This window comes from Priestia megaterium (assembly GCF_009497655.1).
In the GTDB taxonomy this organism is placed as follows: Bacteria; Bacillota; Bacilli; order Bacillales; family Bacillaceae_H; genus Priestia; species Priestia zanthoxyli.
Genome location: NZ_CP023317.1, coordinates 4,729,555 through 4,750,915, shown reverse-complemented (window position 1 = coordinate 4,750,915; position 21,361 = coordinate 4,729,555). Strand labels below are relative to the sequence as shown.

Annotated in this window: 23 protein-coding genes and 1 riboswitch; of the genes, 20 read left to right on the top strand and 3 right to left on the bottom strand. The window is 39.5% G+C overall.

Annotation, left to right across the window (positions count from 1 at the left end):
* Positions 1-123 precede the first annotated feature (123 nt).
* Both CEQ83_RS24400 and CEQ83_RS27290 read left to right on the top strand, forming a co-directional pair.
* Entirely contained in the window at positions 124-3,234 is a 3,111-nt protein-coding gene (locus CEQ83_RS24400) for an efflux RND transporter permease subunit (protein WP_155017530.1), read from the top strand.
* A 36-nt stretch (positions 3,235-3,270) separates the two neighbouring features.
* Positions 3,271-3,408, top strand: coding sequence for a hypothetical protein (locus tag CEQ83_RS27290; RefSeq protein ID WP_014457868.1), 138 nt, complete (start codon positions 3,271-3,273; stop codon positions 3,406-3,408).
* 33 nt (positions 3,409-3,441) lie between these two features.
* Here the strand turns inward: CEQ83_RS27290 and CEQ83_RS24395 are convergent, their stop codons facing one another.
* Both CEQ83_RS24395 and CEQ83_RS24390 read right to left on the bottom strand, forming a co-directional pair.
* Entirely contained in the window at positions 3,442-3,615 is a 174-nt protein-coding gene (locus CEQ83_RS24395; protein ID WP_013085357.1) for a YozQ family protein, read from the bottom strand.
* Positions 3,616-3,724: 109 nt separating this feature from the next.
* Complete coding sequence (locus CEQ83_RS24390) at positions 3,725-4,714, bottom strand: ABC transporter substrate-binding protein (RefSeq protein WP_034264222.1); 990 nt, start codon at positions 4,712-4,714, stop codon at positions 3,725-3,727.
* A 179-nt stretch (positions 4,715-4,893) separates the two neighbouring features.
* Between CEQ83_RS24390 and CEQ83_RS24385 the strand changes: the two genes are divergently transcribed.
* The 6 genes from CEQ83_RS24385 to CEQ83_RS24360 all read left to right on the top strand — a co-directional run bounded on the left by CEQ83_RS24385 (position 4,894) and on the right by CEQ83_RS24360 (position 9,904).
* On the top strand, positions 4,894-5,898 hold the full coding sequence (locus CEQ83_RS24385; RefSeq protein ID WP_028412080.1) for a FecCD family ABC transporter permease: 1,005 nt from the start codon (positions 4,894-4,896) through the stop codon (positions 5,896-5,898).
* Positions 5,895-6,944 (top strand): FecCD family ABC transporter permease, encoded by a 1,050-nt coding sequence (locus CEQ83_RS24380; RefSeq protein WP_028412081.1) that lies wholly within the window; start codon positions 5,895-5,897, stop codon positions 6,942-6,944. The genes CEQ83_RS24385 and CEQ83_RS24380 overlap by 4 nt, the downstream gene beginning before the upstream one ends.
* A gap of 26 nt (positions 6,945-6,970) precedes the next feature.
* A complete protein-coding gene (locus tag CEQ83_RS24375) occupies positions 6,971-7,798 on the top strand; it encodes an ABC transporter ATP-binding protein (protein WP_013059664.1) in 828 nt (275 codons plus the stop codon).
* Positions 7,788-8,558, top strand: a complete 771-nt coding sequence (locus tag CEQ83_RS24370; RefSeq protein ID WP_028412082.1) for an IucA/IucC family C-terminal-domain containing protein — start codon at positions 7,788-7,790, stop codon at positions 8,556-8,558. Before CEQ83_RS24375 ends, CEQ83_RS24370 begins: the two co-directional genes overlap by 11 nt.
* Positions 8,551-8,808: a YusU family protein gene (locus CEQ83_RS24365; protein ID WP_028412083.1), complete on the top strand. Its 258-nt coding sequence runs from the start codon at positions 8,551-8,553 to the stop codon at positions 8,806-8,808. The genes CEQ83_RS24370 and CEQ83_RS24365 overlap by 8 nt, the downstream gene beginning before the upstream one ends.
* A 178-nt stretch (positions 8,809-8,986) precedes the next feature.
* A complete protein-coding gene (locus CEQ83_RS24360) occupies positions 8,987-9,904 on the top strand; it encodes a proline dehydrogenase family protein (protein WP_028412084.1) in 918 nt (305 codons plus the stop codon).
* Between the two features lie 79 nt (positions 9,905-9,983).
* Here the strand turns inward: CEQ83_RS24360 and CEQ83_RS24355 are convergent, their stop codons facing one another.
* Complete coding sequence (locus tag CEQ83_RS24355) at positions 9,984-10,133, bottom strand: YuzL family protein (protein WP_013059660.1); 150 nt, start codon at positions 10,131-10,133, stop codon at positions 9,984-9,986.
* Between the two features lie 184 nt (positions 10,134-10,317).
* On the opposite strand from CEQ83_RS24355, the gene CEQ83_RS24350 reads away from it, so the two are divergent.
* The 12 genes from CEQ83_RS24350 to CEQ83_RS24295 all read left to right on the top strand — a co-directional run bounded on the left by CEQ83_RS24350 (position 10,318) and on the right by CEQ83_RS24295 (position 21,307).
* Positions 10,318-12,699 (top strand): 3-hydroxyacyl-CoA dehydrogenase/enoyl-CoA hydratase family protein, encoded by a 2,382-nt coding sequence (locus tag CEQ83_RS24350; RefSeq protein ID WP_194273214.1) that lies wholly within the window; start codon positions 10,318-10,320, stop codon positions 12,697-12,699.
* Positions 12,700-12,711: 12 nt separating this feature from the next.
* On the top strand, positions 12,712-13,890 hold the full coding sequence (locus tag CEQ83_RS24345) for an acetyl-CoA C-acetyltransferase (protein WP_014457877.1): 1,179 nt from the start codon (positions 12,712-12,714) through the stop codon (positions 13,888-13,890).
* A 23-nt stretch (positions 13,891-13,913) separates the two neighbouring features.
* Positions 13,914-15,698, top strand: coding sequence for an acyl-CoA dehydrogenase family protein (locus CEQ83_RS24340; RefSeq protein ID WP_033580444.1), 1,785 nt, complete (start codon positions 13,914-13,916; stop codon positions 15,696-15,698).
* 115 nt (positions 15,699-15,813) lie between these two features.
* Complete coding sequence (locus CEQ83_RS24335) at positions 15,814-16,170, top strand: arsenate reductase family protein (RefSeq protein WP_028412087.1); 357 nt, start codon at positions 15,814-15,816, stop codon at positions 16,168-16,170.
* A gap of 135 nt (positions 16,171-16,305) precedes the next feature.
* Positions 16,306-16,689 carry a glycine cleavage system protein GcvH gene (gcvH, locus tag CEQ83_RS24330; protein WP_014457880.1) on the top strand — a complete coding sequence of 128 codons (384 nt, stop codon included), beginning with the start codon at positions 16,306-16,308 and terminating at the stop codon, positions 16,687-16,689.
* Between the two features lie 79 nt (positions 16,690-16,768).
* Positions 16,769-17,014 carry a YusG family protein gene (locus tag CEQ83_RS24325; protein ID WP_014457881.1) on the top strand — a complete coding sequence of 82 codons (246 nt, stop codon included), beginning with the start codon at positions 16,769-16,771 and terminating at the stop codon, positions 17,012-17,014.
* Positions 17,015-17,195: 181 nt separating this feature from the next.
* A complete protein-coding gene (locus CEQ83_RS24320; protein WP_025752660.1) occupies positions 17,196-17,546 on the top strand; it encodes a toprim domain-containing protein in 351 nt (116 codons plus the stop codon).
* 14 nt (positions 17,547-17,560) lie between these two features.
* Entirely contained in the window at positions 17,561-17,860 is a 300-nt protein-coding gene (locus CEQ83_RS24315; protein WP_033580445.1) for a thioredoxin family protein, read from the top strand.
* 180 nt (positions 17,861-18,040) lie between these two features.
* Positions 18,041-18,148, top strand: a riboswitch (SAM riboswitch).
* Between the two features lie 131 nt (positions 18,149-18,279).
* A complete protein-coding gene (locus CEQ83_RS24310; RefSeq protein WP_033580446.1) occupies positions 18,280-19,305 on the top strand; it encodes a methionine ABC transporter ATP-binding protein in 1,026 nt (341 codons plus the stop codon).
* The gene (locus CEQ83_RS24305) at positions 19,298-19,966 is read left to right on the top strand and encodes a methionine ABC transporter permease (protein WP_016765829.1); all 669 of its coding nucleotides are present in this window, start codon (positions 19,298-19,300) and stop codon (positions 19,964-19,966) included. The genes CEQ83_RS24310 and CEQ83_RS24305 overlap by 8 nt, the downstream gene beginning before the upstream one ends.
* 17 nt (positions 19,967-19,983) lie before the next feature.
* Complete coding sequence (locus tag CEQ83_RS24300) at positions 19,984-20,820, top strand: MetQ/NlpA family ABC transporter substrate-binding protein (protein ID WP_014457885.1); 837 nt, start codon at positions 19,984-19,986, stop codon at positions 20,818-20,820.
* A 121-nt stretch (positions 20,821-20,941) separates the two neighbouring features.
* The gene (locus CEQ83_RS24295; protein ID WP_016765828.1) at positions 20,942-21,307 is read left to right on the top strand and encodes a carboxymuconolactone decarboxylase family protein; all 366 of its coding nucleotides are present in this window, start codon (positions 20,942-20,944) and stop codon (positions 21,305-21,307) included.
* Positions 21,308-21,361: the final 54 nt, after the last annotated feature.

Below are 21,361 nucleotides of genomic sequence, written 5' to 3'. Positions count from 1 at the left end.
ATGAACATATTAGGAGAGAGACTGCTTAGGGTTGACACTGACCGGTTAGTCATTTATATTTTAAGTTGTTGTGACCAATCAGTCAATTTTATTAGTATACATATATTTGAAGGAGGATATGCATTGGGGAAGTTTATTAAATTTTCATTGAAAAATAAATTTGCAGTATGGCTGTTAACACTCTTTGTCATTATTGCAGGGCTGTATTCAGGATTTAATATGAAGCTAGAGACCATTCCTGATATATCAACGCCTGTTGTAACAGTCAGTGCAACTTATCCGGGCGCCACTCCGGAACAAGTGGCAGACAAGGTGAGTAAGCCAATTGAACAAAAGCTTCAGGGACTGAGCGGCGTTGACACAGTTAGCTCGTCTTCTTATGAAAATATGGCTACCATTCAAGTTGAATATGGCTTTAGTAAAAATATGGAGAAGGCAGAAGACGAAGTCAGACGAGCTCTTTCAAACGTGGATCTGCCAGATGATGTAGAGGAACCAAATGTTTCAAGACAAAGCATCAGTGATTTTCCGATTATTTCATTAAGTGTTTCAGATGATAAAAAATCATTAGAAGACTTAACGAAGTATGTAAAAAATACCGTTGTTCCACAAGTTGAAAAAGTGCAAGGCATTTCTTCGGTCAGCGTGTCAGGAGAACAAGTTGAAGAAGCAGAACTTGTATTCAAACAAGACAAGCTCAAGCAGCTGGGACTCGATGAAGATACGGTGAAAAAGCTGATCCAAGCATCCGATGCAAAAGTGCCGGCTGGTACGTATACGATGGATGGATCTCAAAAATCTGTTGTGGTAGACGGAAAGATGACAACAGAAAAAGATTTGGAAAACTTAGAGATTCCAGCTGTGCCTAGTCAAGGAGCTGCTCAAGGTCAGCAACAAGGAATGAGCCAGCAGCAAACACAAAAAGCCGTGCAGCAGGCGCCGTCCGCAGCTTCGATTCCAACTGTGAAATTAAAAGAAATTGCGGATGTTAAAGTGACGGGGAAAGCAGAATCCATTTCTCGCACGAACGGAAAACCTTCAATTGCTGTACAAGTTGTCAAAGCGAAGGATGCGAACACAGTAAATGTTGTAAATGATATTAAAGAAAAAATGAATAGCCTAGAAAAGAAAAATAAAGACCTTCACGTTGACAATATTTTTGATCAAGGTAAACCGATTGAAGATTCTGTTCATACGATGCTAAATAAAGCTATTATCGGTGCGGTCTTTGCGGTTATTATTATTCTTTTATTTTTACGTGATATTCGTTCAACGATTATTGCCGTTATTTCAATTCCGCTTTCGCTATTAATCGCCATTTTGGCGCTCAAATCAATGGATATCTCTTTAAATATTATGACGCTTGGAGCGATGACTGTAGCCATCGGAAGGGTTGTAGATGATTCCATTGTCGTTATTGAAAATATTTACCGCCGCATGGCTTATCAGGAAGAAAAGCTTACAGGAAAAGATTTAATTGTCGCGGCGACGAAAGAAATGTTTGTTCCGATTTTTTCTTCTACAGTCGTAACCGTGGCCGTATTCTTACCGTTAGGTCTCGTAGAAGGACCGGTAGGAGAGCTATTCTTACCGTTTGCGTTAACGGTTGTTTTTGCACTGTTAGCATCACTGCTAGTAGCGGTAACACTCGTGCCAATGCTTGCTCATTCGTTATTTAAAACAAATGTAAAAGTCAAAGAAGAAAAGCCAAGCAAACTAGCGCACGGATATAAGCGAATTTTGAACTGGACGCTAAACCATAAGCTTATTTCCTTTGGGTTAGCCGTACTACTGTTAGTAGGAAGTTTATTTTTAGTTCCTTCTATTGGGGTTAGCTTTTTATCATCCGATCAAGAAAAAACGCTGACGCTTACGTATACACCGAAAGCCGGACAGTCTCAAAGCGACGTGGAAAAAGCAGCGAATCGCGCAGAAGCGTACTTGATGAAGCGAGATGGTGTCAAAACGGTTCAGTATTCGTTCGGTGAAGGTAACTCTTTTAATCCGGGAAGCAAAAATAACGTTTTAACATTTGTGCAATATGACGAGGATACACAAAACTTTGATAAAGAGCAGGATAAAGTATTAAAAGCTCTGAATAAACAAGCGAATCAAGGTGAATGGGGCTCCATGAATACGGCGTCTAGCGGCAGCAATAATTCATTAAACGTCCTTATTTACGGAGATAGCTTAGACGAAATCAAACCTTATGCTGATAAAGTTCAGCGCGTTTTAGAAAAGCATAAAGAACTGAAAAATGTCGATTCTACGCTTTCAAATACGTTTGATGAATATACGCTAGTACCGAACCAAAAGAAAGCCGCTGAACTCGGCTTGTCTGCTAGTCAAATCGGAATGCAAATTTCCAACCTTGGACAGCGTGAAGTATTAACAACTATCCAAAAAGACGGAAATGAAATTAACGTATACCTTCCAAAAGAAAAAGAGGATTTCTCTACTTTTGCCGAACTTTCAAGCACAAAAGTGACCTCTCAAACTGGACAGGAAGTTACATTAAATGAAGTTGTCGATATTAAAAAAGGTAAAACGTCGAATACGGTAACGCGCCGTGATAATAAAATTTATGCAGAGGTAAGTGCCGATATTAAGAGTGACGATGTAGGCGGTGTTTCTTCTAACGTCCAAAAAGAAGTGAAGAAAATTGATTTGCCAAGTGATATGGACATTAACTTTGGCGGAGCATCAGAGCAAATTAATGACTCATTTAGTCAATTAGGAATTGCCATGCTCGCAGCCATTGGTATCGTGTACTTCGTACTTGTACTGACATTTGGTGGAGGTTTAGCGCCATTTGCTATCTTATTCTCACTTCCATTTACACTTATTGGTGCGCTAGTGGCGCTTTTAATCTCTGGGGAAACGATTAGTATTTCTTCGATGATTGGAGCTCTTATGTTGATTGGAATTGTGGTAACCAATGCGATTGTTCTGATTGACCGCGTGATTCATAAAGAGCAAGAGGGTCTTTCAACGCGTGAAGCTTTACTAGAAGCTGGAATGACACGTCTTCGCCCGATCTTAATGACAGCTATTGCAACGATTGGTGCACTGCTTCCATTAGCTTTTGGATTTGAAGGTGGAGGCCTTATCTCAAAAGGGCTAGGGGTTACCGTGATTGGAGGACTAACAAGTTCTACGCTGCTTACGCTCATTATCGTTCCAATTGTCTATGAGTTTTTTATGAAGTTTAAGCGCAAAAAAGTAAAAGAGTAGAAGCAAGACAAATTTCCGCTTTTGAGGTGAATAGCGATGAAGTCAATTGATAAACTAATGAAACAGCTGATTCAACAAGGAATTAAAGCAAAGAAAGTGACGATTGATAAATCAAAGCGCCAGCAGTGGATGTCCATGTCATTGCCTAAAACGGCATGGCAGCATTCAAAATAAAAAAGAGCTGACTTAGAGTCAGCTCTTTTTTTATTAACGATCTGTATCTTCAAATGATCCTTCTTGATAGGCGTCGCTTACTTGCTCATGTGTTTCTGCTAGACCTTGCGAGAGTGCATCTTGTCGGTTATAATCTTCTGTTTCGAACTGGCGGTCAGCCATTTCATTTGTATCTGGCTGCTTTTTAGGCTGTTTTTTTGAATTCATTTTCACCACTCCTATTTAATAAAGTGAGACCACGGTTAGTGTGCGATGAAAGGAAATACATTATACATGAAAGAAAGAGCTTCGATTCGTCGAAGCTCTTTCTTTCATATTATTGTTGTTTTTTATCTAAGAAGATTTTTTCAATATCATCAAGGACGATATTAGCTGCTAACACACCGCCTGCTGTATTCCAAGTAGCATCATCTACTTTATGAACATGATTTTCTTGAGCCACTTTTAGCTTTTTAAAGAGAGGATCGTTTATCCATTCTTTTTCAAGCTTTGTTGCTTCACCGTCTCCCGTTTCATAAGAGAAGTAAAATAGCTGATCGCCGTCCATTGCCGGAATGCGTTCTTTTGTTGCATTCATTTCAGCAAAATCATCCTTGTCTTGAGACTCAGGGCGAGCAAATCCAAGCTGATCTAAAATAACACCTGAGAATGAATCTTTATGATAGATACGAACGTCTCCAGCTGTAAAGCGTACAACTGAGATTTTTTGTTTTAACTGATCTCCAAGGCGTTTCTTTAAATCTGCTACGCGATTGTCATAGTCAGCTAATACTTCTTTACCTTTTTCTTCTTTGTTTACAGCTTTTGCATATAGCTTAAAGTTTGATTTCCAATCTCCGCGCAGCTCCTCAGAGAATACAGTCGGAGCAATTTGACTAAGCTGATCGTATACTTTTTCTTGTCGCATTTTATTTCCGATAATCAAGTCAGGCTTTAAAGCAGCGATTGCTTCTAAGCTTGGCTCGCTTTCTGTACCCACACTTTTAACGCCTTTCATCTGACCTTTAATATGGTCATACCACGGATTTCCTAACCATGATTGAACAGCGCCCACAGGCTTTACACCCATTGCAAGAAGAGCTTCAGTACCTTCGTTTGTTAAAACAACCACTCGTTTAGGCGTTCCTTTAATATCGGTTTTATCCATTGCGTGTTTTACTGTGTAAGTTTCGCCAGAACCCTCAGTTTTTTCTTTTTTATCGCTGTCAGCGCCGTTTGAATTACCGCAGGCTGCCAGCACAAGCAGTGTCATAATGGTAAGAATGGACAACAAATATGACAACTTGCCTTTAGAATATGTATTCACATCTTTTCCCCCTCGTAAGTGATAATGATTTTCATTAACAATTAAGATAATATTCTAACTTTTAAGCGGTGTCAATTAAAAATTGAAAATGATTCTCAAAATCATTGACACTTTTTTCAATGTTTCCTAAACTAAAGGTTAGATATATATAGGAATCATCTTAGAGGAGAGCAATGAAAATGATGCTACGCAGTGTTCAAATGAAAGTAATGGGGCTCATCATTGGAATCATGCTGCTTTTAATCTGTATTGGATTAAGTATCGTACTCGGATACACAGATACAAGTATCAAAACAGCATTTGAAGCTTTTCAAGCGTTTAACGGTTCGAATGAGCACATAGTTATTCAAAATATTCGATTGCCGCGCGCTATAATCGGTGCTGTGGTAGGTATTTGTTTAGGAATTGCAGGAGCAATGATGCAGGCGTTAACGAAAAACCCACTTGCTTCACCGGATATTATCGGTGTGAACGCTGGGGCCAGCTTTTTTATTGTTGTTGCAGTGATGATTTTTTCGGTCAATTCACTTCAAGCTTTTACATGGATTGCATTTGTAGGAGCGGCACTAACCGTAGTGGTTGTCTATTTTCTTGGGTCCATTGGAAAAGAAGGGCTAACGCCTATCAAACTGACGCTCGCAGGAGCGGCTATTGCAGCCTTTTTCTCTTCTTTAACACAAGGACTGCTAGCTGTGGATGAATCTTCGCTTGATCAAGTCCTCTTTTGGCTGGCAGGGTCTGTGCAAGGACGCAAGGTTGAAATGTTGTATGGCATACTGCCTTATGTAGTGCCAGCAATTATTGTTACTTTTTTTATCGCTTCAAAAATTAATATTTTAACGATTGGTGAAGACGTAGCCAAAGGATTAGGTCAAAGAACAGCTCTTGTCAAAATTATAAGCGGCATCATTATTGCGATTTTAGCGGGGGGAGCCGTTGCAGTAGCCGGTCCCATTAGCTTTGTAGGAATCATTGTTCCTCACGTTGTAAGAGCAATCGTAGGACAAGATTATCGCTGGGTATTTCCTTATAGTGCGGTTGTCGGCGGGATTTTAATTTTATTAGCTGATGTTGGCGCAAGGTACGTCATTATGCCTCAAGAAATCCCTGTTGGAGTCATGACTGCTGTTATTGGTACACCTTTCTTTATCTATATGGCAAGGAAAGGGGCGAAGACGTCATGAAAACATACTTATCTCTTCGCTTAAAGAGAATTTCATTTTTAGTTAATATAAAAGCTGCTCTAATCATTACCGGATTTTCAGCTGTCCTTGTTGCACTCTTTTTGTTAAGTGCAGGTACGGGTGACTTATTTATTAATCCATTTCGTGTAATTAAAATTTTAGCGGGTCATGGGTTGGAGTTTGAACGATTAGTTGTTACATCTTTTAGACTGCCGCGTATTATTGTTGCCATTTGTGCTGGTATTTGTCTAGCTATTGCGGGCGCTATCTTGCAGGGGCTTGTGAGAAATCCGCTTGCTTCACCAGACTTAATTGGATTAACAGGAGGAGCGTCAGTTGGTGTAGTGTTATTTTTGACACTATTTAGTGATAAAAGCAACTCGTTAACCGTAAGTATTAATTGGATGCCTGTTAGCGCATTTTTAGGTGCCGTGGCAGTGGCGCTTTTACTTTATGTGTTTGCCTGGAAAAATGGTGTCTCTCCTATTACACTAGTATTAATAGGAATTGGATTAACAGCGTTAACGAAAGCTATGACCACGCTGTTTATGATTATGGGTCCTATCTACCGCGCTAGCCAGGCAAATATTTGGATTACCGGAACGGTGTATGGTTCAAATTGGGCCAGTGTTTCCGTACTAGTTCCAGTTACTGCAGGGCTGGTTATAATTACGATTTTAATGATTCGAAATTTAAATGTTCAAGAATTAGGTGAAGAAATTGCGACTAACGTTGGAAGTCGCGTTCAAAAAAATCGATTGGCACTATTGCTGATGAGCACAGCTTTAACCGGGAGCGCCGTTGCATTTGCCGGTGGAATTAGCTTTGTAGGGTTACTTGCTCCACATATTGCCCGAAAGCTTGTAGGTTCGTCATTCGGCGCTTTAATACCGCTATCGGCACTAATCGGAGCGATTTTAATCACAGCAGCAGATTTAATTGGCCGAACATTCTTCTTGCCAATCGAAGTGCCAGCAGGTGTATTTACAGCTGCAATTGGCGCACCATACTTCATTTATTTACTATACAAACAAAGAAACGTATAGCATTCTTTGTAGAAGGAGCGATTCGCATGCATTCGTTAGAAACAAAGTCGCTAACATTATCATATGGAGAAGCGATGATTATAGATGAGCTTGACGTTACCATCCCAAAGGGTGAGATTACGGTTTTTATCGGCAGTAATGGATGCGGAAAATCTACGCTGCTGCGTTCACTGGCAAGGTTATTGAAGCCACATGCAGGCTCTATTTTACTAGAAGGTTCTAAAATTTCTTCTCTTCCTACCAAGGAAATTGCAAAGCAGCTAGCAATCCTTCCTCAAGGTCCTGTTGCACCTGAAGGTCTGACTGTGCTGCAGCTTGTTAAACAAGGGCGCTATCCGTATCAAAATTGGTTCCGCCAGTGGTCTCAAGAGGATGAAGAAAAAGTGCAAAATGCACTGGAAGCAACAGGCTTAGCAGACTTGGCAGATCGTCAAGTTGATTCGCTTTCTGGGGGACAGCGTCAGCGCGCATGGATTGCCATGACACTAGCGCAAGATACAGATATTATTTTACTTGATGAACCGACAACATATTTAGATATGACGCATCAAATTGAGATCTTGGACTTGTTGTTTGAACTGAATGAAAAAGAAAATCGTACCATCGTAATGGTGCTGCATGATTTAAACTTAGCTTGCCGCTATGCTCATCATATTGTGGCGCTTCAAGATAAAAAAATCTATGCACAGGGAAGACCAGAAGAAGTCATTAACTGCGATTTAGTACAGCGAGTCTTTAATATGAACTGTGAAGTGACGGTTGATCCGTTATTTGGAACGCCTCTTTGTATTCCTCATGGGCGCGGACGATGTATTGTGAATAAGCTGCGAGTTGAAACGCAGCATGCTCAGTAGGAATGAGCAAAGCGAGTTAGCAGAAAAATTCCGCTGTACGTTTAAAGATAACTCGCTGTACAGGTTTTCTCCTGCCAGCTGCATGGATGAAAGTAAGGTGAAGGTGCAGCTATTATGGATTCAAGAGACGATGGAGGCCGCTAGTTTGAGAGCAGCTGCTTCAATGTTAGCAAAGCGGTATAGTTTTGTTGTGGTTGCGGCTTTGTATTCATTTATTGTGTTTCAAAAAAAGATAAATGTATCGACTAAAAATGTATCTTTGCATACCGAACAAGTTGAAACGATGTGGCTTCCAAAAGTGTTTATCTCAGAAATTGAGACGACAGAAGTAACAGAGGATAATCGCGAAATTCTTCTTGATGAACTTCTTGATGAATTGTTTGCTCATCAAATTGAGCCGATGTGGTCAGTACTGCGTAAAGTGACAAAAATCTCAAAGCTGACGCTGTGGGAAAACGTAGCTGTTTATATTCACTGGCTTTATGATTTGCTTTTAGCAAACGAAGAAATAGACAATGTGAAAGTGCAAAAGAATTTACGATACGTGTTAGAAGAAGCTGAGGGACGTCACTTTGGTTCATATCATAACAATCCGCTTGCTCGGTACAGTTCACCTCCTCAATATATAGAGAAACAAAAGCAGGAGATAAGAGTACGAAAAACGTGCTGTTTGTCCTACCAAACAGGAGATAAAGAGACTTATTGTCGAACGTGTCCGGTTATTTGTAAACCAAAGAAAGGAGTGACTGCGCATGAGTAAAACCTTTCAAGAGCAATTCGACGGTTTGATTGAAAAGTATACGGAACTAATGGTTGGAGAAAGTGATGAACAGCTGCAGGAAAAAGTGAAAATGTGGGCACTTTACAACCATATCTCAAAATCTATGCCGCCTTTAACAAAGCATTGGAATCAATTATATCCAGACGCAAAAGCGGAAATGATTGAAATTGTGAAGGAAATAAAAGAGCTGAATGAAGCGCATCGAGCGTCACAGCGAAAACCAGAATAAAAACATTCATCACGAAGCTGATGAATGTTTTTTTATCAAAAAAGCTCCAGGTAGCTTTTTGATCTAGTGTGCATATGTTAATGAAGGGTGCCTATCTATCTGGTTGATAAAATGGTAAAATTAATGATAATTAGATAAAATTTGTGAGGTGTATGACAAGTGAAGGCGGGGGGTTGCTTTGGAACAAACGATAAGAAACTTTTTTTTATTGTTATCAAAAAGCAAAAAGTTAACAAAGCTGGCTAAGCGCTATGGTTTACGTTTTGGGGCAGCAAGGTTTGTTGCAGGGGAAACCATCGATGAAGCTGTTAGTGTGATAAAAAAGCTAAATGAACAGGGATTAAAAGTAACGATTGATTATCTCGGAGAGTTTGTGGAAAGTGAAGCTGAAGTCAATAATGCTGTGGCTCAATGCATAAAGGCCATCCATCTTATACACAAAGAAAGGTTAGATTCAGAAATTTCTTTGAAATTAACGTCTATGGGACTTGATATTTCTGAAGATCTGGCGCTTCATCATATGCGTCATATTCTAAATGAAGCGGAAAAATATAGCGTGTTCGTGACGATTGATATGGAAGATTATAAGCGATGCAGCAAGACGATTAAGCTGTTTAAACAATTAAAAAGTGAGTATGACCACGTAGGGACGGTACTTCAGGCATACTTATATCGAACAGAAAGTGACGTTCGCGAATTAGATGCTTATGCTCCTAAATTAAGGTTAGTAAAAGGAGCGTACAAAGAAGCGGCAGACGTGGCTTTTCCTGATAAAGAAGACGTAGACGAAAACTTCAAAAACATAATTGGACTTCATTTATTAAACGGTCACTACACAGCAGTTGCTACTCATGATGAACGAATCATTCAGTATACAAAAGAGTTTGTTAAAAAGCATGGAATTTCAATGAATCAGTTTGAATTCCAGATGCTATACGGTATTCGACCAGAAAGGCAGGTTCAGCTCGTAGCAGAACAATATCAAATGAGAGTGTACGTTCCTTATGGAACGGACTGGTATGGGTACTTTATGAGGCGCCTTGCAGAAAGACCTGCAAATGTCGCATTTGTCTTAAAAGGAATCGTAAAAAAATAACCATGAAATGGTCGTGATGACAGAATAAGAAATAGTCAAAAATCGAACATGATTCGATTACTCATGTTCGATTTTGAGGTTAATGTCCTTGTGTATTATGCTTTGTGTACTGCTGGTTTTGAGATGTCTTTTTGCCGCGTCCGTGCGGTTCATTAACCGGTCCAGCATTTCCTTTAACGCTTGCTGCGCTTACGCCTGCTGAAGATGGATCTTTCTTTAATTTACTCACAAAATCACCTCCTGTGTATTAAGATAACCAAACACATTAAAAATAGTTAGAGATAATATTGTGAATATATTGCGAAAATTTAAAAAATGCTTTATAGTAAAAACAGAGATTAACAGTGACTCTCTTTTTTTACACATAAAATGAATGACCATTCATTCAATATATCAAAGGGGATGTGGGGATAATTATGAACATAAAAAAAGCCGCCGTTTTAGGTTCAGGAGTTATGGGCTCTGGAATTGCAGCTCATTTAGCGAATGTAGGAATTCCAACGCTTTTGCTAGATGTGGTTCCAGCTTCATTAACACCAGACGAGAAAAAAAAACAGCTAACGCTTGAAGATAGGCAAGTCAGAAATCGGTTGAGCACAACTGCTTTAGCTAAATTAACGAAGCAAAAACCGGCACCTTTAACGTCGAAGTCGTCACTATCGTTAATTACGCCGGGAAACCTTGAAGATCATTTACAGCAGTTAAGCGACTGCGATTGGATCATTGAAGTAGTAGTGGAACGCCTTGATATTAAACAGCAGTTGTTTGAAAAAATTGACGGCGTACGAAAAAAAGGAAGTATTGTAAGTTCAAATACTTCAGGAATATCGATCCACGAAATGGCTAAAGGACGCTCAGAAGATTTTAAAGCGCATTTCTTAGGAACGCACTTTTTTAATCCACCTCGTTATTTAAAGTTATTAGAAATTATTCCAACTCATGACACAAAATCAGAAATTGTTGAATATATGAAAACGTTTGGTGAAGATGTATTGGGTAAAGGAGTAGTTATTGCAAAAGATACGCCTAACTTTATCGCCAACCGTATCGGTACGTACGGTTTACTTGTGACCGTTCAAGAAATGTTAAAAGGTAATTACAGCGTGGGAGAAGTTGACTCTGTGACGGGTCCCTTAATTGGAAGACCAAAAAGCGCAACGTTTCGAACGTTAGACGTAGTGGGACTAGACACATTTATTCATGTGGCCAACAATGTGTTTGACAAAGTGGAAGGCAAAGAAAAAGAGGTATTCGACGTGCCTTTATTTATGAAACAAATGCAGGAAAATGGCTGGCTGGGAAGCAAGTCGGGGCAAGGCTTCTTTTTAAAGAAAGGCAAGGAAATTTTAGAACTTGATCCTAATACACTTCAATACGTCGAAAGAAAGAAGTTAAAAACAGCTTCTACCGAATTAAGTAAGCAGGCAAAAGGGCTGCAAAACAAAATGAAAGCGCTTATATATTCTGATGATCGTGCTGGACAGCTTCTTTGGAACATTATCAGCCCCGTTCTTGTGTATGCAGCACAGTTGAAAAATGAAATCGCCGACGATATCGTCGCCATTGATCAAGCTATGAAGTGGGGATTTGGCTGGAAAATGGGTCCTTTTGAAACGTGGGATGCAATTGGTTTAGAAAAATCAATTGAGAAGATGGAGCAGTCTGGCTTAGCCATCCCGCAGTGGGTAAAACAAATGCAGGAAAATGGATTTACAAGCTTTTATAAAGAAATGGAAGGTCAAACGCTTTACTACGAAGAGGATGAGTATAAAGCAGTAAAAGAAAATAAAAAGGTGATCCACCTGTCATCTTTACGCTCTCAAAATAATGTCATTTTAGAAAACAGCGGAGCGAGCTTAATTGATTTAGGAGATGATGTGGCATGCCTGCAGTTTACTTCTCCTAACAATGCGATTGGGCTAGATATTATCAGCTTATTGAATCAGTCTCTTGAAGAAGTGAACAAGAATTATAAGGGGATGGTCATAGGAAACCAAGGAAAAAATTTCTGCGTTGGCGCTAACTTAGCTATGATTTTGATGGAAGCACAAGATGACAATTATTTTGAAGTTGAGCTTGTCATTAAACAATTTCAACAGGCAATGATGAAGGTGAAATATAACGAAAAGCCGGTTGTTGCAGCTCCATTTGCGATGACTCTTGGAGGCGGAGCAGAAATTTGCTTACCGTCAGCTAAAATCCAAGCTTCTGCTGAAACTTACATGGGCCTTGTAGAAGTAGGAGTCGGGTTAATTCCTGGCGGAGGAGGTAACAAGGAGCTTTATATCAAACAGCTAAATGGTTTACCGAACGGTGTAACGCTCGATCTTCAGCAAATTGCCAATAAAACATTTGAAACAATTGCTACTGCAAAAGTATCTACTTCTGCTGCAGAAGCTAGGCAGCTAAACTTTTTAAACCTCCATGATGCTATCAGTGTAAACGGAGATCACTTGCTGAATGATGCAAAGAACTCAGTCCTTGCTTTACACGACACGGGCTATAAACCGCCTGTAAAAACTAAAGTTCCTGTCGTTGGAGAAACAGGATATGCAACGTTGCTGCTAGGAGCTCAATCCATGAAATATTCAGGATATATATCAGAACATGATTACAAAATTGCTAGTAAGTTAGCATTTGTATTAGCTGGAGGACGCGTAGCGTTTGGTTCCGAAGTGGATGAAGAGTATTTGCTTGATTTAGAGAGAGAAGCATTTTTAAGCCTTGTTGGAGAAGCGAAGTCTCAAGAACGTATGCAGCACATGTTAGTTAAAGGAAAGCCACTGCGCAATTAAGGGGGAGAAAAAATGAGAGAAGCAGTTATTGTAGCAGGTGCTAGGACACCGGTCGGAAAAGCAAAAAAAGGTTCATTGGCAAGTGTTAGACCTGATGATTTGGGAGCTATTGCGGTTAAAGAAACTCTTCGCCGAGCAGGCGGATACGAAGGACCGATTGATGATTTAATTATTGGTTGTGCGATGCCTGAGGCAGAACAAGGTTTGAATATGGCTCGAAATATTGGCGCTCTTGCAGGTTTGCCTTATACGGTGCCAGCAATAACGATTAATCGTTATTGTTCATCAGGTTTGCAAAGTATTGCCTACGGTGCAGAACGAATTATGCTAGGGCAAGCCAAAGCAGTGTTAGCTGGAGGAGCAGAATCAATGAGTTTTGTTCCAATGTTTGGAAACGTAGCGCGTCCGAATGTTCAGCTGGTTGAAAATGCGCCGGAGTATTATATGGGCATGGGACATACAGCAGAACAAGTGGCGATGAAATACGGCATTTCACGTGAAGACCAGGATGCATTTGCCGTACGCAGCCATCAAAAAGCAGCAAAAGCACTTCAAGAAGGGAAGTTTAACGACGAAATTGTTCCCGTGGAAGTGACGCTTCGGAAAATCGATGAAAACAATAAGCTACGTGAACAAAAGCTGATGTTCTCTCAAGATGAAGGAGTTCGTCCTGGCACAACTGCGGACGTATTAGGGAAACTTCGTCCAGCCTTTTCGATTAAAGGATCCGTCACAGCTGGAAACTCTTCGCAGACAAGTGACGGAGCTGCATCCGTTTTTCTAATGGATAAAGAACAAGCTGAAGCAGAAGGCTTAAAGCCTTTGCTTAAGTTTCGCTCATTTGCAGTTGGAGGAGTTCCGCCTGAAGTAATGGGGATTGGCCCGGTAGCTGCCATCCCTAAAGCTCTTAAACTAGCAGGGCTGGAGCTTTCTGATATCGGATTGTTTGAATTAAATGAAGCATTTGCTTCTCAAGCACTTGGCGTTATTCGTGAATTAAATATTAATGAAGATAAAGTAAATGTAAACGGAGGCGCTATTGCCTTAGGTCATCCATTAGGCTGTACTGGAGCTAAGCTGACTCTTAGCTTAATGCACGAAATGCAGCGTCGAAATGAGCAGTTTGGAATTGTCACCATGTGTATTGGTGGAGGAATGGGAGCTGCTGGTGTATTTGAATTGTTAGCATAATCATTTCAAAGGGGGATATGAACATGTCAAATAAAACAAAACAAATGATTAAAGGTGGAAGTTTTTTAATTGAAGAAGGCGATGCAAGCCGCGTCTACACACCGGAGGATTATACATCTGAACAAAAGATGATTGCCAAGACGACAGATGAATTTGTAGAAAACGAAGTCCTTCCGCAAGTGGAATATTTAGAAAAGCATGAGTTTGACCGTTCTGTAAAGCTATTAAAACAAGCTGGTGAATTAGGCTTGCTTGGTGCAGATGTACCGGAAGAATACGGTGGGCTTGGTTTAGATAAGATTACCTCGGCTTTAATTGCTGAAAAAATGTCTCGAGCAGGCGGATTTTCCATCACTCATGGTGCTCATGTAGGAATTGGGTCATTGCCAATCGTCTTATTTGGAACAGAAGAGCAAAAACAAGCATATTTACCTGCTTTAGCGGTAGGGGAAAAAATAGCGGCTTATGCGCTGACTGAACCGGGTTCTGGTTCGGATGCTCTCGGTGCTCGAACAACAGCTCGCCTTAACGCAGAAGGTACACACTATGTGTTAAATGGAGAAAAGCAGTGGATTACGAATGCTGGATTTGCTGATGTATTCGTGGTGTACGCAAAAATTGACGGCGATAAATTTTCTGCTTTTATCGTTGAGCGCGAATTTCCAGGCGTTTCGGTTGGCCCGGAAGAGAAGAAAATGGGAATCAAAAGCTCATCAACCAGAACGTTGATTCTTGAAGATGCGCTTGTTCCAAAAGAAAACGTGCTAGGTGAAATTGGAAAAGGCCATGTGATTGCCTTTAACATTTTAAATATTGGGCGCTATAAGCTTGGAGTTGGAGCAGTTGGAGCAGGGAAACGTGCGTTAGAAATTACGTCTCAATACGTTAACCAGCGTCAGCAGTTTAAAACGCCAATTGCTAAATTCTCATTAACACAAGAAAAGTTAGCCACAATGGCTTCTAAATTGTATGCAACTGAAAGCTCCGTATATCGTACGGTAGGACTTTTTGAAGACCATATGGGCCAGCTTTCAGAAGAACAGCAAAAAGACGGAAAACAAATTGCTGCTTCCATTGCTGAATATGCTATCGAATGTTCATTAAATAAAGTGTTTGCCACGGAAGCTCTTGACTACATTGTAGATGAAGGCGTGCAGCTTCATGGAGGCTACGGTTTTATGAGCGAGTATGAAATTGAGCGTCTGTATCGCGATTCTCGCATTAATCGTATTTTTGAGGGAACAAATGAGATTAACCGTCTTTTAGTACCAGGCACATATTTACGCAAAGCGTTAAAAGGAGAGCTTCCACTGCTTCAAAAAGCACAAACGCTTCAAGAAGAATTGATGATGCTTATGCCGCAGGAAGTAGGAAATGAGCCGTTAGATCAAGAAAAAATGCTTGTGCAAAACGGGAAGAAAATTGCGCTCTTGCTTTTGGGATTAGCTGCACAAAAGTATGGCAAAGAATTAGAAAAAGAACAAGAAATTCTCGTTAATATTTCTGATATGATTAGTAACGTATATGCAATGGAATCTACTGTTTTACGTACTGAAAAAGCCATTTCCAAAACAGGAGTAGATCAAAACAGCTTAAAATTAAAATACACGCAAGTATTCTGCCAAGAAGCATTTAATCGAATCGAAGCAGATGCAAAAGAAACGTTAATTGGCGTTGAACAAGGTGATACGCTTAGAGTCATGCTTTCGTCTCTTCGCAAATTAACTCGCTATACACCAATCAATGTAATTAGCGTAAAGCGCGAGGTTGCAAAAACGCTTCTAGAAGTAGAGAAGTTCACAGTTTAAGGAAAAAGGAGCTCGTTTTGCGAGCTCCTTTTTGTTTAAGAAGCCTCTATCTAGGTAAATGATAAAGGATGTGTTAAAATACGAAAAAAGCTTAAAATAAAGGGTGGTTGACGAAATGTCATTATTTTTTTATTCATATCCAAAGTGCGGTACGTGCCGAAAAGCAAAGAAGTGGCTCGATGATAACGGAGTAGCATATGAAGAAATTCATATTGTAGAAAATCCGCCAACAAAAGAGCAGCTGCAAGCTTACTATCAGAACAGCGGCCTAGAATTAAAAAAATTCTTTAATACAAGCGGTAAAAAATATCGCGAGTTAGGTCTTAAAGATAAAGTAAGCAGTGCGAGTGAAGACGAACTTCTGTCTATTCTTGCGTCAGATGGCATGTTAATTAAGCGTCCGCTGCTAACAGATGGACAAAAAGTAACGCTTGGTTTCAAAGAAGAGCAGTTTGAGGACGTGTGGAAGTAAGTTTTCAAATAGAAAATTTTTACCTTTTACGTTACACTGTTAATAGGAAGTTATTTTAGGTTGTAGAAAGTGTTCTCCACGTTGAAGGCGCTTTTTATATAAACAAATTACGATACATATTTTGGAGGGATTAAGATGAGTACACCAAAAGATTTGCGTTATTCTGAAGAGCATGAATGGGTAAAAACAGAAGGAGACGTTGTCCGCGTAGGTATTACACATTTCGCTCAAGCTGAGCTTGGAGACATCGTATTCGTTGAACTGCCAGAAGTAGGAGCAACAGTAGAAGCTGACGAGCCGTTTGGTAGCGTTGAATCAGTAAAAACAGTTTCTGAGCTTTACGCACCAATTAGCGGTGAAGTTGTAGCAGTAAACGACAACTTAGGCGATAGTCCTGAACTTGTTAATGAATCTCCATACGAAGAAGCATGGATGATTACAATCAAACCATCTGATGCTTCTCAAGTAGACAAGCTGATGACAGCAGAGCAATACGAAGAAATGACAAACGAAGGATAATATTCCTCCATAAATTGTCTTTATGAAAAGTTTTTGACTGGACACTCTATTAGTAAACAAGCTAAAGGAGTGTCTTTTTATGTTTGAAAAACAAAAAATGGACGTTACAGATCGCGTTACAGCTAAATTTCATGACGGCGGTATGAAATTATACGTTGATAAGCAGCCAATTGGTGAAGTTAGCTACGGAACAAGCGGCAATGAATACCGCTTTGAAGAAGGATATTCGCAAGAAAATAATAAGTTCTATCAATACGCGGACGTACAAAAACAAGGTGAAACGCAAAAATATACAGACTGCGATGAAGAAGCAGGATGGTGCTAAACAGTGGCAACTGCCGCTGTTTTTCTTGTTTTATAGAGATAATATGGCCTAAACTGCCTTTTAAAAGAGTTCTTTCTTGCAAATTTCTTTTAAAAAACAGGTGAACTGTGATACATTAACGAATATTGTATAGCATAAAGAAATGATGTTACTATACAACTGACGATTATGGGTGATGAAAATGGGGCTAATTGAAATTGAAAAAGTAATTATTGTCGAAGGAAAGTCAGATAAAAAGCGTATTCAAGATATCATTCGAGAACCAATTGAAATTATTTGTACAAACGGTACGATTAGTTTATCAAAGCTGGATGAAATTATTGACTGTACGTTTAACAAAGAGGTATACATACTCGTTGACTCTGATGATTCAGGGAATAAGCTGAGAAAACAATTTAAACGAGAGCTTCCGGAAGCAGAGCATCTATATATTGATAAAATGTACCGAGAAGTTGCTGCCGCCCCTAGACATCACATAGCAACAGTATTGCTGAGTGCCAATATCGATGTTAATGCAGAATTTTTAACATAAAAGGAATGAGCAACATGCAAGAATGGAGCGAAAAACAGCTGGATGATCAGTTAAAAGAAGGAGAAAGAGCCTTTATCTTTTTCCATACGCCTTTTTGCGGGACATGTCAGCTGGCAAAAAAAATGTTAACCGTGGCAGAAGCGATGCTGCCGGATGTAACCATCGGAATGAGCAATTTAAATTATATGCCTTCAAAAGCAGAATTATTTTCTATTGAAAGCGTACCTTGTTTGATTGAAGTGGAAAATGGTGAAATGGTAAAAAAACTCTACGCGTTTCATTCCATCGAGCACGTACTCGAGGAGCTTCGATAATCAAACGTTTGTTTAAAATGAAGAAATGGAAAGAGAGCGAACCGTTGGGGCTGTTGAAATCTTGGGATATTATCCCAAGAACAAAATCTGTTGACAGCCTATCTGACACATGCTAAAATCACACTCATGAATGTTCATAAATGAATGAATATTTCCCAAAAACAAAATAATTGTTGCGAACTCTTATCAAGAGAGGTGGAGGGACTGAGCCCTGTGAAACCCGGCAACCGTCAGACTAACTGAAATGGTGCCAATTCCTGCAAAGCTATGCGCTTTGAAAGATGAGAGAAAGGATTAAATATCGAGCCTTTCTGTCATGCGCAGAGAGGCTTTTTTAATGGGGAAAATTGTTTTACGGCTTTTTCATCCTATAGGGCAACCTAACATAATTAAGTTTTTATTAAAGAAGGTGAAGAAATATGATTACATTAACAGACGTTACAAAAATTTATCAGGCCAAAAGCGGTCAAGTAACAGCTGTTGATAATGTGAATCTAACCGTTAACCAAGGTGAAATTTACGGAATTATTGGTTATAGCGGAGCGGGGAAAAGTTCTTTGATTCGCTTGCTAAACGGATTAGAAACACCAACGACAGGAACGGTCGAAGTAGCAGGTAATGATATTGGAAAAATTAAAGGCGGAAAACTCAGAAAAGCTAGACAAGAAATTAGTATGGTATTTCAGCACTTTAATATCTTGTGGTCGCGTACGGTACGAGAAAATATTGCCTTTCCGTTAGAAATAGCAGGGATTTCAAAAGAAAAAAGAATGAAACGAGTAGACGAACTTATTAAGCTAGTCGGGCTTGAAGGGCGTGAAGATGCTTATCCATCACAGCTTAGCGGCGGACAAAAGCAGCGTGTTGGGATTGCTCGAGCGCTAGCGAACAATCCAAAAGTATTGCTTTGTGATGAAGCAACATCAGCGCTTGATCCTCAAACCACAGATTCTATTTTAGATCTGTTAGTAGATATTAATGAGAAGCTAGGGTTAACCATTGTATTGATTACTCATGAAATGCACGTCATTCGTAAAATTTGTCATCGAGTAGCCGTTATGGAAAATGGGGCAGTAGTAGAAGAAGGACAAGTGCTAGAAGTATTCAGAAAACCTAAGCAGCCGATTACAAAACGATTCGTTCAACAGATTTCTGAACCAGAGGAAACGTTTGAAACGATTGAACAAGTAAAAGAGCTGTATCCAAGCGGGCAAATTATTCAGCTGACGTTTGTTGGCGGAAAAGCAGAGCAACCGCTCATTACAACGATTTTAAAACAGTTTGATGTAACGATTAATATTTTGCAAGGAAAGATTTCTCATACACAAACAGGTTCATACGGGACGTTGTTCGTTCATTTAGACGGAGAATTAACAGAAGTTAAAAAAGTCATTGCATACATTCATGAGCAGCAGGTAGAAGTGGAGGTAATGACAAATGCTTGAGAAACTATTTCCAAACGTTATTTTAGATGATTTTATTCAAGCGACAAATGAAACACTATATATGACGGCTATTTCAGTTGTAGCCACATTTGTTCTAGGTATTTTATTGGGCTTGCTTTTATTTTTAACGTCCAAAGGACAGCTTTGGCAAAACAAACCTTTATATGCCATTGTGTCGGCGGTTGTAAATATCTTTCGTTCCATTCCATTCATTATTTTAATTGTTTTACTGATTCCATTTACCAAAGCATTGGTAGGAAGTATTTTAGGCGCTAATGCAGCGTTACCGGCTTTAATTGTTGGAGCAGCACCATTTTATGCGCGTCTTGTAGAAATTGGTCTGCGTGAAATTGATAAAGGTGTTATTGAAGCTGCTAAATCAATGGGAGCCACAACAAGCACTATTATCTTTAAAGTGCTGTTACCTGAATCGCTGCCAGCTTTGATTTCCGGTTTGACAGTAACAACCATTGCGTTAGTCGGCTATACGGCAATGGCGGGTGTGATTGGAGCTGGAGGTCTTGGAAACCTTGCATATTTAGAAGGATTCCAGCGCAGCCATAATGACGTAACGCTAGCCGCTACGATCTTAATTTTGATTATTGTATTTATTATCCAACTTATTGGAGATGCGATTACTGCAAAAATTGATAAAAGATAAAGGGAGGATTATTTATTATGAAAAAATGGCTTTCAGCTTTAGCATTAACATCTGCGCTAGTAGTAGGATTAGCGGCGTGTGGATCTAACAATGGATCAAAAGATGAAAAAAAAATTGTCGTGGGTGCATCTAATACGCCTCATGCTGAAATTTTAGAACAAGCAAAACCTATTTTGGAAAAACAAGGAATTGATTTAGAGATTAAAAAATTCCAAGATTACATCTTACCGAACACAGCTCTTGCAAACAATGAAATTGATGCAAACTACTTCCAGCACGTTCCTTATATGAATTCAGTGCTAAAAGATCATAAAGGTGAAAAAGGGTATGATTTCGTAAGTGCCGGTGCCATTCACATTGAACCAATTGGTATCTACTCTAAAAAATACAAAAGCTTAAAAGATCTTCCGAAAAACGGCACAGTTATTATGCGTGATGCAGTAGCAGAGCAAGGACGTATTTTATCGATTTTTGAAAAAGCTGGCGTGATCAAATTAAAACCAGGCGTAAAGAAAACAGACGCACAAATTAAAGATATTGTAGAAAACCCTAAGAATTTAAAATTTAAAGCCGATGTTGAAGGCGGATTGTTACCTCAAATGTACAAAAACAATGAAGGTGACGCTGTTGTTATCAATGCTAACTATGCTATCGATGCTGGTTTAGATCCAGTAAAAGATCCAATCGCAGTGGAAAGCAAAGAAAATAACCCATATGCAAACATCATTACGGTTCACAAAGGTGACGAAAATAAAGATACAGTGAAAGCTTTAGTAAAAGTTCTTCACTCTAAAGAAATTCAAGACTACATTAAAGAAAAATACAAAGGCGGAGTATTGCCGGTAAATAAATAATAGAAGAAAAGCGCTTGCCCACTCTGGGCAAGTGCTTTTTTGTATGCATCAAAACGAATAACTCTTATTTTTCTCACGCATACTAACCGTGAAAACTTTACTGATGATGGGAGCTGACGTTATGCAGCAAGAAGCACGTCATTCAACTGAGCAAGCACTTCATGATTATAAAATGGGTGTTGGGAAATTTAGCGAAAAATTGCCGGAAGTAACAAAAACGTTTAATGCGTTTACTGAAGCATGTTTTGGAGAAGGTTCTCTTTCTAAAAAAGAAAAGCAGTTAATCGCGCTAGGAATCAGCGTAGTAGCTCAAGACGAGTACTGTATGATTTATCATACAAAAGGCTGCATTGATCAAGGTGCAACTGAGCAAGAAATTTTAGAAGCATGCGGAGTATCAGCGGCATTTGGCGGAGGCGCAGCGATGAGTCAGTCCGTTACGCTTGTCCAAGAGTGTGTTTCAGAACTGACTAGCCACACGCACTAAGTAAATAAAGCGGGTAAAAAGCTTGTCTTAGAAGGCTCTATCGAGTCTTTTAAG